9 protein-coding genes are annotated in these 12646 nt (G+C 69.5%); 3 read left to right on the forward strand and 6 right to left on the reverse strand.

Annotated features, from left to right (window positions below):
• Positions 1-108: 108 nt before the first annotated feature.
• A complete protein-coding gene (locus H5407_RS17565; protein ID WP_183105784.1) occupies positions 109-1584 on the reverse strand; it encodes a M20 family metallopeptidase in 1476 nt (491 codons plus the stop codon).
• 199 nt (positions 1585-1783) lie between these two features.
• Here H5407_RS17565 and H5407_RS17570 point away from each other — a divergent pair, with 199 nt between their 5' ends.
• Positions 1784-2143 carry an autoinducer binding domain-containing protein gene (locus H5407_RS17570; RefSeq protein WP_183105785.1) on the forward strand — a complete coding sequence of 120 codons (360 nt, stop codon included), beginning with the start codon at positions 1784-1786 and terminating at the stop codon, positions 2141-2143.
• Between the two features lie 391 nt (positions 2144-2534).
• Here H5407_RS17570 and H5407_RS17575 read toward each other — a convergent pair whose 3' ends face one another.
• Positions 2535-3389 (reverse strand): alpha/beta hydrolase, encoded by an 855-nt coding sequence (locus tag H5407_RS17575; protein WP_183105786.1) that lies wholly within the window; start codon positions 3387-3389, stop codon positions 2535-2537.
• Positions 3390-3551: 162 nt separating this feature from the next.
• Between H5407_RS17575 and H5407_RS17580 the strand changes: the two genes are divergently transcribed.
• Complete coding sequence (locus H5407_RS17580; protein ID WP_183105787.1) at positions 3552-4400, forward strand: enoyl-CoA hydratase-related protein; 849 nt, start codon at positions 3552-3554, stop codon at positions 4398-4400.
• Positions 4401-4413: 13 nt separating this feature from the next.
• Here the strand turns inward: H5407_RS17580 and H5407_RS17585 are convergent, their stop codons facing one another.
• Complete coding sequence (locus H5407_RS17585) at positions 4414-5109, reverse strand: response regulator transcription factor (protein ID WP_183105788.1); 696 nt, start codon at positions 5107-5109, stop codon at positions 4414-4416.
• 249 nt (positions 5110-5358) lie between these two features.
• Here H5407_RS17585 and H5407_RS17590 point away from each other — a divergent pair, with 249 nt between their 5' ends.
• Positions 5359-8175, forward strand: coding sequence for a SpoIIE family protein phosphatase (locus H5407_RS17590; RefSeq protein WP_183105789.1), 2817 nt, complete (start codon positions 5359-5361; stop codon positions 8173-8175).
• Here H5407_RS17590 and H5407_RS17595 read toward each other — a convergent pair.
• The 3 genes from H5407_RS17595 to H5407_RS17605 are packed head-to-tail and all read right to left on the reverse strand — an operon-like array spanning position 8144 to position 12615.
• On the reverse strand, positions 8144-9079 hold the full coding sequence (locus H5407_RS17595) for a sensor domain-containing diguanylate cyclase (RefSeq protein WP_183105790.1): 936 nt from the start codon (positions 9077-9079) through the stop codon (positions 8144-8146). The two genes, H5407_RS17590 and H5407_RS17595, sit on opposite strands and share 32 nt — an antisense overlap.
• 8 nt (positions 9080-9087) lie before the next feature.
• Entirely contained in the window at positions 9088-11889 is a 2802-nt protein-coding gene (locus tag H5407_RS17600) for a WecB/TagA/CpsF family glycosyltransferase (protein WP_183105791.1), read from the reverse strand.
• Positions 11890-11925: 36 nt separating this feature from the next.
• Positions 11926-12615, reverse strand: a complete 690-nt coding sequence (locus tag H5407_RS17605; RefSeq protein ID WP_183105792.1) for a sugar transferase — start codon at positions 12613-12615, stop codon at positions 11926-11928.
• Positions 12616-12646 lie beyond the last annotated feature (31 nt).

A 12646-nucleotide genomic window follows, 5' to 3' on the forward strand; every position in this document is an offset into this window, starting at 1 on the left:
ACGGCACCTTAACGACTGCGAGCGGGTGCAGGCTTGATGTTGGTCAAGTTCTGCCTCCACCGCCGCTTCGTCAACGGTGGAGGCGCTGTCCGTGCGAGTGGTGCGCGCTCAGGGGTGCGCGGCCATCACCTGGGCCACGGCGGCCGTCAGGCGCTTGCCATAGGGCACATGCAGGAACTCGTTAGGACCGTGGGCGTTGCTCTTGGGGCCCAGCACGCCGCAGACCATCATCTGCGCCTTGGGGAAGCCCTTCTGCAGCATGCCCATCAGCGGGATCGTGCCGCCCTGGCCGACGTAGCCCACCTCGGTGTTGAAGTGGGTCATGCTGGCCTCGGCCACGGCCTTGGCGAGCCAGGGCTGAAGGTCCGGCGTGTTCCAGCCGGTGGCGCCGTAGGCCCCAGCGCGGCCGTCGGGAACGAAGCTGACGCGGGCGTTGTAGGGCGCGTTGTCCTCCAGCAGGGCCTTGAGCTTGAGTGCGGCCTCATTGCCGTCGATCAGCGGAGGCAGGCGCAGCGAGAGCTTGAAGGCGGTGAAGGGGCGCAGCACATTGCCGGCATTGCTGATGGGCGGCATGCCGTCCACGCCGGTCACCGACAGCGTCGGGCGCCAGGTGCGGTTGAGCAGCACTTCCAGGGGCTCGGTGGTGACGGGCAGCACCGGACCGCCATCCGCGCCGCAGGCCCAGGGCATGCGCTTGTAGACCTCGGCGCCGAGGATGTCGGCCGTGGTCTGCGCCTGGGCGATGCGGTCCGCGGGGATGTCGCAATGGAAGTCGGCGGGCAGCAGGCGGCCGGTCTTGGCGTCCTCCAGGCGGTCCAGCAGCTGGCGCATGATGCGGAAGCTGCTGGGCGCGACGCCGGAGTTGTCGCCGCTGTGGATACCTTCGGTCAGCACTTCCACCTTCAGCGTGCCGGTCACGTTGCCGCGCAGGCTGGTGGTGAGCCAGAGGCGGTCGTAGTCGCCCGCGCCGCTGTCCAGGCAGACCACCAGGCTGACGTTGCCCAGGCGTTCCTTGAGCAGGTCGATGTAGGCGGGCAGGTCGTAGGAGCCAGATTCCTCGCAGGTCTCGATCAGGCCCACGCAGCGCGGGCGCGGGATGCCCTGGCGGTCCAGGGCCATGATGGCGGTCAGCGAGGCGTAGATGGCATAGCCGTCATCGGCGCCGCCGCGGCCGTAGAGCTTGCCGTCCTCGTACTTGGGTGTCCAGGGGCCGAGGTCGGAGCGCCAGCCGCTGAACTCGGGCTGCTTGTCCAGATGGCCGTAGAGCAGCACCGTGTCCTCGCAGCCGGCCTTGGTGGCCGGCACTTCGAAGAAGATCACCGGCGTGCGGTCGGGGATGCGGATGACCTCCAGCTTGAGCCCCGCCACCTTCTTGCTCTCCACCCAACTGGCCGCGTTGCGCAGCACGGTCTCGATGTGACCGTGGGCCGCCCAGTCCGCATCGAACATGGGGCTCTTGGCCGGGATGGCGATGTAGTCAGTCAGGGCGGGAACGATTTCCTCGTCCCAGACCTGGGCGGCAAACTGTCCCAGGCTGCTGGCTTCGTCGGCCTGCAGGGGCTGGTGGGGGTCACGTGCGTTCATGGCGGTCTCCTGGCGGCTGGTGGCCGCGAGCGCGCAATTTTAAGACCCAGACACCTGCAGAAATACGCCGCTTGAAAGCGCCCGTAGGTACACGCTGTCGCGGGGCGTGCGAACCGCGGCAGCGTGCTGCGCCTGGCGCCTCCCGTCGAAGAGAGGCAGAACAAGCCTTTCCTCCGCCGGTCGCCTGATGGAGCCTTGGATGTTGGACGCCAATCTGCAGGACTTGTTGAATGCTGGAGATGTCGAGGACTACAGGGCCTGCGTCGTCAGGTTCACCCAGAGCATGGACTTTGGGACGATGGACGCCATGACGGTTCTTGACGACAGTGCCGGCAATCCTGAATTCACCCGCATTGAGAACATCAATAACCCGAGCTGGGTCAGTATCGACCCTGCATATGGAAGGCGAGATCCGGCAATGCAGCACCTCAAGCGAAGCAGTTACCCCATCGCCTGGGGTTCCACGAAGTACCGTGATCCCGCTGTTGTGGAGGGCTATGAGGTGGTTGCCAGCATGGGTTTGCGTTCCGGGATCAGCGATTGCATCGCACTGCCCTGATGGACGGCACTTCGTCCTGAGCGTCCACTCGGACAAAGACCTCGCCCCAGCATGTCCACAGTTCACGCGGGCGTTGCCCCAGCTAGAGTGGTACGCCGTCTACGCCTTGGATGCCGCTTTCAGGCTCCTGATGCCAGCTGAACGCTCCAATGTGGGCGAGTTGGCCGCTCGCGAGATTGAAGCCCTGCGCTATGCGTCTGAGGGATGGAGCAGTCGCATGTTGGCGAGCCGCTTCAATTTGGGCGAACCCATTTGTGAGCGCTGGCTAAGCGGCATCGCAGCGAAGCTTGACTGTGGAAATGTCATGCATGCTGCCCTGAAGGCTCGGCGCATCGGCATTTTCCAATAGGTCTGTGCGCCTGGATCGCGCACAGGTCTTGCGAATTTTCGCCTAGCGCTGCTCCATCCACACCCTCAACCTCTCAAACACCTGCTGCTGCTCCGGCTCGTTGAAGATCTCGTGGAAGAGCTTCTCGAAGCACTGGCTCTGCACAACGGCCTTGGGCGCGGCGGCGGCGAAGCGACTGGATCCGGTGGGGGAGACGCAGCGGTCGGCGCCGGCCCACATCAGCAAGGTGGGCAGGGTCCAGTCGGCGGCGCGGGCCAGCACGGCCTCGCCGCCGCGGGCGATCATGGCGGCCAGGGTCGGCGTGATGCGGTCGTGCACCAGCGGGTCTTGTTGGTAGGCGCTGACCACGTCCTGGCTGCGCGAGATCCAGGCCGGCTTGAGGCCGTTGCCCACGGCCAGGTGCGGCACCAGGGGCAGGGTGGCGGTCAGCAGGCCCCGCTGGAAGGCGCTCATGTCCACCGCCAGGGCCGGGGAGCTGAGCACCAGGCCGTCCAGGGGCCGGAACCAGGGCGGGGGCGAGCCCGCGCCGGGCAGGCCGCCGGCCGCGAAGCGCGCGGCGATCAGGCCGCCCATGCTGTGGCCCAGCATGATGAGCGGGCCGTCTCCCAGGGTGGAATCGGCCCGTACTTCATCGATCACCAGGGCCAGGTCTTGCTCGAAGCGGCGGTCATGCGGCAGGTCGCCGCGGGCGCCGCCGGAGGCGCCATGCCCGCGCTGGTCGTGTCCGACCACATGCCAACCCCAGTGGTTCAGATGGGCCGCCACATGCTCGTAGCGGCCCACATGCTCGCCCAGGCCGTGAACGATCAGTACCGTGCCTCGGGCCGGTCCCATGCCGGTTTTGTTCCATTGCCGCCAGTGCAGGGGCACGCCATCATCAGTCTTCAGGGTTCGCATGCGGCGAAGTGTAGGCAGGGCAGGGGGTGGCTCTTCCTGGGGCAAGCCCTGGGAAACGTGCGCTTTGACCTAGGGGCATCTCTCCATCTTGTCACTTGTGCGATGGCCGTGCGCCGGCGGGGCGCTAGGCTTGGCGGCTTCATCGAGCTTGCAAGGATCCCCATGAGCGCAGCCCACTACTTTGACCTGGACCTGCAGGAGGGCGGCGTGGCCCTGCTGACCCTCAATCAGCCTGAGCGCATGAACACCATGGCGCCGGACTTCTTTCCAGCCTTGCGCGACGCCGTGCAGCGCCTGCATGACGAGGGTCAGACCCGGGTGCTGGTGATCGCCTCCACCGGCAAGCACTTCAGCGCCGGCATGGCGCTGCAGACCTTCGCGGGGCAGGGTGGCCTGCTGGACACCAGCGATGCGCGCGCCCGCCTCTCCTTCCAGGAGTCCCTGCGCCGCCTGATGGCCTGCTTCACGGTGCTGGACGAGGCGCGCTTCCCCGTGATCTGCGCGGTGCAGGGCGGCTGCATCGGCGGTGCCTTCGACCTGGCCGCGGCCTGCGACATCCGCCTGTGCACCGCCGACGCCTTCTTCAGCATTCAGGAAACCACCATCGGCATGGCGGCCGACCTGGGCATCCTGCAACGTCTGCAGGGCCTGATTCCGGCCGGCATGGCCCGCCAGATGGCCTATACCGGCGAGCGGCTCGGCGCCGAGCGCGCGCTGCAGCTGGGCCTGGTCAACGCCATCGCGCCGGACGCGCCCGCGCTGCTGGAGCAGGCCCTCGCCCTGGCGCGGCAGATCGCGCTGAAGTCGCCCTTGGCCATCGCTGGCAGCAAGCTGGCGCTGAACCATGCGCGGGACCACGGCGTGTCGGCCTCGCTGCAGCAGATGAGCCTGCTGCAAAGCGCCCTCTTCGACACCGGCGAGATGGGTCGCGCCATCATGGCCTGGCAAGCCAAGCGAGAGGACGCGGGCTTTGCGGCGCTGAAACCTGTCTTCCGGCTGCCGGGCGACTGAGCGGCCAAGCCGGTCAGCCGGCGCTCCCCTCGGACTGCCGGTCCAGCCGGTAGCCGAAACCGTAGACAGGGACGATCTGCCAGCCGTGCTGGCCGTTGAGCTGCAGCTTCTTGCGCAGGCGGCTCACGTGGGTGTCCACGGTGCGGGTGTCTACGTCGGCGTGGATGCCCCAGATGCTGTTGAGCAGGTGGTCGCGGCTCAGCAGCTTGCCGGGGTTCTGCATCATGTAGACGGCGAGGTCGAACTCCTTCTGCGACAGGGTGATGGCCTCGCCCTGCACGGTGAGGCGCTGGCGGCTGATGTCGGCCTCGTAGTCGCCCAGGCGCAGCACGGGCATCTCGCGCAGGTTCACGCGCCGGGCGACGTTGGCCAGCCGGGCCCGCAGCTCCAGGGGCTTGGGTGGCTTGACGATGTAGTCGTCGGCTCCGGCCTGCAGCCCCTGGCAGACGGTGGCTTCGTCGTCCCGGACGGTGACCACCACGACCGGCACTTCCCAGCCCAGGTTGCCGCGGATCCAGCCGAGGGCATCCAGCCCGGTCCCGTCCGGCAGCTGCCAGTCCACGAGGATGGCGTCGAAGCGTTCACGCTCCAGCAACTGCTTCAGGCTTGCCACGCTGCCGGCCTGCTTGCTGGTATGCCCTGCTTCGGCCAGCCAGAGGGCAAGCAGGGCGCTCTGGTCCTCGTCGTCCTCGGCGATCGCGACATGCATGCCCGCGCTCCTGTGGTGGGGGATGGTGGCATCCTACGTCGCACTGCCGGATCGCGTCGCCTCCATCGTCGGCGGAACGAGAACCCTGACACGATCGCCGGCGCTCGGCGGAACCAGTACACAGTGACGCCACACTTGCCTTGCAGTAGACGATAGGCTGGCACCACCGGGCTGGAGGCGGGCGTGGGCCCGCCCTGGCGCGCAGCGGGAGGCAGGCATGCGGGACGAGGGCTCTTCTCGGGAGGGGTGGTGGACACGTCGGCGCTGAGCCGTCCGGCGCGTGGGGTGCCGCTGCGTCGCTGGCTGTCTGCGGTGCTGCCTGCCTCGCTGACGGGGCGCGTCGTACTGCTGTTCAGCGCCACCGTCATCCTGCCGCTGTGCCTGGGGCTGGCCTTGTTCCTGCATCGCGAGTTCACCACCGGCATTGAGGATGCCATGGGCACGGGGCAGGTTCTCACGGAGGCCGTGCTCCCGGCGATCAATGACAGCCTGGTGGTGGGTGACTACGACACCGTGCGCCGCAGCCTGGACCGGCTGGTGCGCAACACGCCCTACGAGTCCGCCCAGTTCATCGACATGGACGGGGGACGGCTGGAAGTCCGGGCCCCCAGCCGTCCGAGGGGCCTCTTGCCCCCGGCCTTTTTTGTGGGCTGGATTCAGGACCGGACGGGCGAAGTCAACATCGTGTGCAAGGTCGGGGGCAAGGACTACGGCGTGCTGCGCCTGCGTTTCGCCGCGGCCAGCCTGGCACAGGAGCGCTGGACCCTCACCCTGGTGTCTCTCGGGCTGGGCGCGCTGACCCTGCTCCTGGCGACCGCCGTGATGCGGCTGAGCCTGCGGCGCTGGCTGGAACCGCTGGCCCGGCTGCGGGCCGGGGCCCTGGGGGCTGCGGTGGCTGGCACACCGGGAGCGCCGATCGAGATCAGCTCCGCCGTCGATGCCTTCGTCCAGCGCGAGCAGGTTTTGCACCGGCAGCGCATCACGGCGGAGGCCACGCTGGCCGCGGTGCAGGATGGCGTGATCACGCTGGCTGTGGATGGCGAGGTGCTGAACGTCAACCGCGCGGCCGCCGCCATGCTGGGTCAGCCGGGCGCGTTGTGGTGCGGGCGCAGCGTCTGGCAGGCGCTGCCGCAGCTGGTTCGGGTCGGCGGCGGGGCGCCGCCGACGCTGGCACCCTGCCAGTGGTCGGCCATCGTCGCGCTGCCCGACGGGTCCGGTGCTGCGCGCACCCTGGACCTGGCCCTGGGTCCGATCTCCGATGCGCAAGGCCAGGTGATTGGCCATGTGCTGAGCCTGCGCGATGTGTCGGAGCGGGAGGCCTACGAGCAGCGCCTGCACGCCGAGCTGGAGATGCGCCGCGCCGCTGCCGAGGCCCTGCACAGCACGCTCAGGCGCCTGCTTCAGGGGCGCGACATGGGGGAGGCGCTGGCCCTGGCGCCCTCGGACCTGGAAGGCGTGGCCCGCCTGGTGGCGGACCTGGTGCAGCAGCGCGAGGAAGACCAGCAGGCCTTGCGCTTCCAGAAGCGGGCCCAGGACGCCCATGCGGCCATCACGATCGCCGACGCCGACGGCCGCATCATCTACGCCAACGACAAGATGCTGGAGCTCACCGGCTTCGCGCTGCATGAGCTGCTGGGTGAGCGCCACCATGTGCTGAGCTCGGGCGTGCACCCGCCAGCCTTCTTCGCCGAGCTGTGGCAGACCATCGCCGCCGGCCTGGTGTGGCACGGGGAGATCATCGACCGCAGCAAGTCCGGTGAACGGCTCTGGCTGGACACCACCATCGTGCCCGCGCTGGATGCCGACGGACGGGTGCAGCGCTACATCGCCATCCGCACCGACGTCAGCCGGTTGCGCCGCATCGAGCAGGCCCTGGCTGAGGCCCAGGCCCGGGAGCTGGACACCGCCCGCCTGATCCAGACCTCTCTCCTGATCGGTGATGTGCCTGCGCAGCTCCAGAGCGTGGCCATCGCCTGCTACAACCGTGCGTCGCGCGGCATCGACGGCGACTTCTACGCCATCACCCCGCTCAGCGAGGACTGCTTCGAGCTCCTGGTGGGCGACGTCATGGGCAAGGGCGTGCCCGCGGCGCTGGTCGGCGCGGCCGTGCGCACCCATTACAGCCGGGTGGTGAGCGAGCTCATGGCGGCTAGCCTGCTCCACCAGGCGCCCCGCCTGCCCACGCCGGCGGACATCCTCAACGCCCTGCAGGCCCAGCTGGCGCCCCGCCTGATGGAGCTCGAGACTTTCGTGACCGTCGCGCTGTACCGGGTGGACCTGCGCGCGGGCCGGATCGACTTCGTCAATGGCGGGCACACACCGCTGCTCCTGATCACACCCGAGGGCGAGGTGCTCCGGCTCCTGGGCGACAACGCACCCCTGGGCGTGCTGCCCGACGAGCACTACACCCAGGCCCAGGTTGAGCTGTCGCCGGGGGCCACGCTCCTGGTCTACTCCGATGGCATCACCGAGGCCAAGTCCTCGGCCGGTGCCGAGTTCGGCGAGGAGCGGTTGCGCGAGCTCATGGCCGAGGCGGCACGCCTGGCCGTGCCGGCCGATGTCAGCCTTCAGCTGCTGAGGCGCCGCCTGGCGGACTTTGCCGACCCCCTGGCGCTGCAGGACGACGAAACGGCCGTTCTCGTCCGCCTGCCCGGTGCTGAGCAAAGCGCCACCCGCCATGTGCGCCTTCCCTGGCGCCGAGAAGCCCTGACCGTGCTGCGCGAGGCCCTGAAGGCGGTCGGTCAGGATCAGGGCATGCCCGAGGAGGTCTTGGACCGCATGGTGCTGGCCAGCTTCGAGGCGGCTGCGAACATCGTTCGCCATGCCCAGGCTCCCTTTGCCGACGCCTGCCTGCACTGCGAGATCACCCCGGGCAGGCGCCAGGTGGAGGTGTCGCTGTGGAACGTGGGTGATCCTTTTGATCCGCCTGACGTGCTAACGCCGGACTTTAGCGGTCATTCGGAGGGCGGATTCGGCCTCTACATCATCCGCAGCCTCAGCAGTGCCACGCATTTCCATCATCCGCTGGCCGATCTCAACCAGACGGTGCTCCGGTTTGAGTGGTGATCGGGAGGCTTGAGGCCAGCGGCGGCGGCCGTGCCGAAGCGCAGAGATGCGCAGCGGCCCCGGGGGGGCAGCGGCAGGTGCTGCCGGCGCGGGCCTTGGCCATCCGCATGGCGCGGTCGGCCTGATCCAGCAGTGACACCAGCTGGGCAGGCTGGCCGGGGATCCAGCAGGCTTCGCCCACGCTGCAGCGCAGGGCGTAGGGCTTGCCGCTGTCGCGGTTGTGCCTGTCCAGGGCGGCCAGCAGCCGCACGGCGGGTGAGGCAGCGAACAAGGCCGGGTCGTTCAAGGCGATGGCGGCGAATTCGTCCCCGCCCAGGCGGGCAACGACATCGCTGGCACGGAAGGTGCCGCGCAGCAGTTCGGCGAAGTCCTGCAGGGCCCGGTCCCCCTCGGCGTGGCCATGCTGGTCATTGATCGGCTTGAAGCCGTCCAGGTCGAAGTAGTAGAGGCTCAGCGGCAGGCCCGCCTGGGCGCACAAGCGCAGGGCGAAGTCGGCCCCTTGCTGGAAGCCATCGCGGCTGCACAGGCCGGTCAGGCTGTCATGTCGGGTCCGCCAGCACAGCTCGAGTTCGGTCGCGACCGTTTGGCCCAACTGGGTCAGCAGCGCCAGATCGTCCTCGCTGAAGGCGTGAGGCCGGCGGTCCGCCAGCACCAGGCGCCCGATGCTGCGTCCCCTTGCGTCCAGCAGGGGGTGGTGAAGCAGGAAGGGGAACTGCAGCAGGGCCAGGGAACGGGCCACAGGATCGTCTGTGGCGTGGCCCGGGATGCCGAACTCCAGCAGCCGCTCATGGCGCTCATCGACGATCCAGGCCAGCGGGACGCCGAACAGGCGGCAGGCCAGGCTGCTGATGCGTTCAAAGCGGCCAAGCTGCTCGTCGTCCAAAGGCGGCGGGCGTGTGTCCATGGCTAACCTCACGAAGTGGACAGGCCCGAGCGGCGATCCTGCGGCCGGGGCGGCACCTGACCCTGCGAGCACAGGATCTGAAGGCGGGCCAGCCAGTGGGACTGGTGGGCGCAGTAGATGTCAGCGGCCGCCTCCGCCTCAGAGCGGCAGGCCGGGTCTTCAAACCACGCCGGGGCGTGAAGCAACCCGATGGGCAGCTCCGACAGGGTGCGCTGCCAGGCCGGGTCGATGGCGCACCAGGTGGCGGCCTGACGGGGGCGTGCGCCAAACCAGGCACGATGACCGCGCATCACCTCCAGCAGGCCGATCCAGTGGCACAGCAGGCGGGCGGGCAGGGAGGCCCGCTGGCGGGGCAGGCGCAGCACCGTGCTGCGCGGCTTGCCCCGCACGTTGGCCGGCTCCAGCACGACGGTCTGGCGTGTCCAAGGCGCCTGGCGGCGCACAAGCGCATGGCCCAGCAGGGCCGGCAGGGCCACGGGCGCGGACAGGGCCGCCATCACACCGGCCAGCACGCGGCCGCTTGGCGAGCTCCCGGCGGGAGGCTGGGCCGGAGCGAGGGGCATCAGCAGGGCGTCCTGGGTGGCCAGCACGGTTCGGATGCGCAGGCCGATGTGGCGGAGCTGATTGCCCCGCACCACCGACCACTCCAGGTCCAAGCTGCGGCCCACATAGGTGCCGGCCAGGATCAGGCTCTGGCGGACGGTGCTGCCCTCCGAGACCACCACGTCTTCGAACAGATAGGTCCGCGGACCCAGCACCGCGCCTGCCTCGACCAGGCAGCCCGGGCCAACCAGCACCGGGCCTTCGATGCGGGCGCTGTCGTGCACATGGGCGGACGGATGCATGGCGCCCCAGGGCATGGCACGCCAGCTGGCCGGCACGCCCAGGTGCGGGCGGCCTTGACTGGCCAGCGACTGCAGCTGCAGAAGGCCCAGACCGTCCAGGCGGCTGATGACGAGCTGGGGGTTCAGGCGCAGGCGGCGCGCCGTTTGACGCTCCAGGTGGCGGGCCAGGTCCTCGCGGGTCCAGTGAGATTCGCAGCCCAGTCGCGTGGCGCCCGGCCCGCTGGCCCAGCCACTCCAGCGTGTGCTGTGGGCCTGGTTCACCAGCACGGCGACGCGGTCGCTTTCCAGCAGCCGTTCCAGGCTGTGGGCATCGATCCAGCTGTCGCAGTGGCCAATGAGCACCCGGTGTGTTTCCTGCAGGGCCGCCTGGGACAACACGCCGTAGGGCTGCTGCGGATCCTTGACCACGTGCATCCGGATCTGCACACCCCAGCGCGCGCCCTCGCCGAGGCGGGCGCGCAGGGCCTCTGGGCTGTCGCAGGCCACCACGTCGATGTACTTCACGTTGGCCCGGGCCAGCAGCTCGATCTGGCGTTCGATGAGCGTGGCGTGCCCCACCGGCAGGAGCGCCGTGGGCGTGGGGCCGGACAAGGGCAGGTCCGGCGCAGCCAGCGGCGTGGCGAACAGCACCGCGCGGACCAGGCCCGCGGAGCCTGCGGTGCTGGACAGCGGGGCGGGATCATCGATTTGTGCCCGCCGCCAGCCCAGGGCCTGGGCCAGCACGCGGCCCAGGAAGGTCAGGTTGCCCACCAGGTAGCGGCGCCACATGCGGCCGGGCTCCTGCCAAAGGCGGTACAGCCATTCGCAACCCAGTTCGCGCAGCCACTCGGGCGCCCGGGGAATGCGGCCGCTGACGAAATCGAACAGGCCGCCCACGCCCAGGGCCACGCGCACGCCCAGCAGGGTGCCGTAGCGATCCACAAAGGTCTCCTGCAGGGGCACGCCGCGAGCGACGAGCAGCAGCTCGGCGCCGCTGGCGCAGATGTCGGCCGCCACCGCGCCCTCATCAGCGGCGGTGAAGTAGCCGTCGCGCGCGCCCACCACCTGCAGGCCCGGCCAGCGGTCCTCCAAATCGCCCGCCACCTGCTGGGCGATGCCGGGCGCGCCGCCCAGCAGGTAGAGCCGGGCATGGCGGTGGTTCAGTCGCGCCATGAGGCGGGGATAGAGGTCGGTACCGTTGACGTTCTGCTTCAGGGGGGTGCCCAGCAGCTGGCCGGCGATCTTGATGCCGATGCCGTCGGGCAGCACCAGGGCCGCGCGGCGCAGGGCACGGCGGTAGCCGCGGTCCCGGGCCGCAGTGTTCACGCAGGCCGCGTTGGCGAAGCAGACCAGCTCGCCGCGTCCGCTGTCCATCAGCTGCTCGATGCGAGTAAGGGCCTCGTGCATCGACAGGTTGTGGATGGCGACGTCGGCGACCTGCAGCAGATCCGGGAAACGGCTGGCCCGCGGCGGTAGTAGCCGGACCAGCACCGCCCGTATCAGCAGCCCGGCGTGGCGGCGCAGGCTGCGTTGCTGCCAGTCGGCCTGGTCCAGCGAGGACTCGTCGCTGAAGTCGATGGCCGCGCGTCGGCAGATCTGCCAGCGGTTGACCAGGCCCGGCCGCACCGGTGGCGCCATTGGGAGGGTCTGCTCATCCACCGGCAGAGGGCGCGGGCCGACCCAGGACAGGTCGCCCAGCAGCACGTTCCACACGGACGGCCAGTGCGCGGCGCCGAGGCGTCGGGCGAAGCGCCCCCAGAAGCCGCCGGAGAGCCGCAGCCCATACCGGTAGAAGCAGTGTCCCTGGCGCCCTACGGTGGCCTCGCGCTCCCAGAGGCCGAGCTTCCAGCTGAGCAAGAGCGGCAGCCCCAGCGGGACCATTGCCAGGACGGCCAGGGCCAGATCGAAGGCCCGCAGGCGGGCCTCCAGGCCCGGTGTGCTGAGGGCGGCGGGGCGGGGCGTCCGGGAAGGGTGGTTGGCTTCCATGGTGGGGCTCCTCAAGGTGGCTGCCAGGCTCGGGGTTCAGTAGGCGCCGCGCCCGCTGATGACGGCGGGCACGGTCCTGGCGAGCAGCTTCAGGTCCAGTCCGGGCGAGGCTTGACGGATGTACTCCAGGTCCAGCATCACCTGGGTCTCGAAGGGCAGCTCGCTGCGTCCGCTGACCTGCCAGAGACCGGTCAGGCCGGGCAGTGCATGCAGGCGGGCCCGGTCATCGAAGGCATAGCGATCCACCTCGCGCGCCAGGGCAGGCCGGGGCCCCACCAGGCTCATGTGGCCGCGCACCACGCTCCATAGCTGGGGCAGCTCGTCCAGGCTGCAGCGCCGGATCATGCGTCCCAGGGGCGTGATGCGCGGGTCGTTCTTCATCTTGAAGGTGATGCCCTGGGCGCCGTGCTGGTTCAGCGCGGCGATGGCAGCCTGGCGGGCCTCGGCATCGATGTACATCGAACGCAGCTTGGGGAAGGGGAAGGGGCGGCCGTCACGGCCGATGCGGGGCTGCCAGAAGAGCACCGGGCCGCCGTCCTGCAGCTTGATGCCCAGGGCCAGCAGCAGAAGAAGGGGCGACAGCAGCAGGAGCAGGCTGGCGGCCACCAGCACGTCCAGGATGCGCTTGACGCGAGACGGTCCGCGGGTCTGCAGGCGCCAGCGCAGGCGGGCCAGTCGGGCATGGCGGCGCCGGGCGGCGGGCGAGAGCAGGTCGCTGGGATTCATGAAGGTCTCCGGCGGATGGGGATGGGGCCAT

The sequence above is a fragment of the Mitsuaria sp. WAJ17 genome (genome assembly GCF_014174515.1).
Taxonomy (GTDB): Bacteria; Pseudomonadota; Gammaproteobacteria; order Burkholderiales; family Burkholderiaceae_C; genus Roseateles_B.

Excerpts from the sequence above, each read along its gene's own strand:
- H5407_RS17565 (WP_183105784.1), bottom strand. The coding sequence starts at position 1,584 with ATGAACGCACGTGACCCCCACCAGCCCCTGCAGGCCGACGAAGCCAGC.
- H5407_RS17570 (WP_183105785.1), top strand. The coding sequence starts at position 1,784 with ATGTTGGACGCCAATCTGCAGGACTTGTTGAATGCTGGAGATGTCGAG.
- H5407_RS17575 (WP_183105786.1), bottom strand. The coding sequence starts at position 3,389 with ATGCGAACCCTGAAGACTGATGATGGCGTGCCCCTGCACTGGCGGCAA.
- H5407_RS17580 (WP_183105787.1), top strand. The coding sequence starts at position 3,552 with ATGAGCGCAGCCCACTACTTTGACCTGGACCTGCAGGAGGGCGGCGTG.
- H5407_RS17585 (WP_183105788.1), bottom strand. The coding sequence starts at position 5,109 with ATGCATGTCGCGATCGCCGAGGACGACGAGGACCAGAGCGCCCTGCTT.
- H5407_RS17595 (WP_183105790.1), bottom strand. The coding sequence starts at position 9,079 with ATGGACACACGCCCGCCGCCTTTGGACGACGAGCAGCTTGGCCGCTTT.
- H5407_RS17600 (WP_183105791.1), bottom strand. The coding sequence starts at position 11,889 with ATGGAAGCCAACCACCCTTCCCGGACGCCCCGCCCCGCCGCCCTCAGC.
- H5407_RS17605 (WP_183105792.1), bottom strand. The coding sequence starts at position 12,615 with ATGAATCCCAGCGACCTGCTCTCGCCCGCCGCCCGGCGCCGCCATGCC.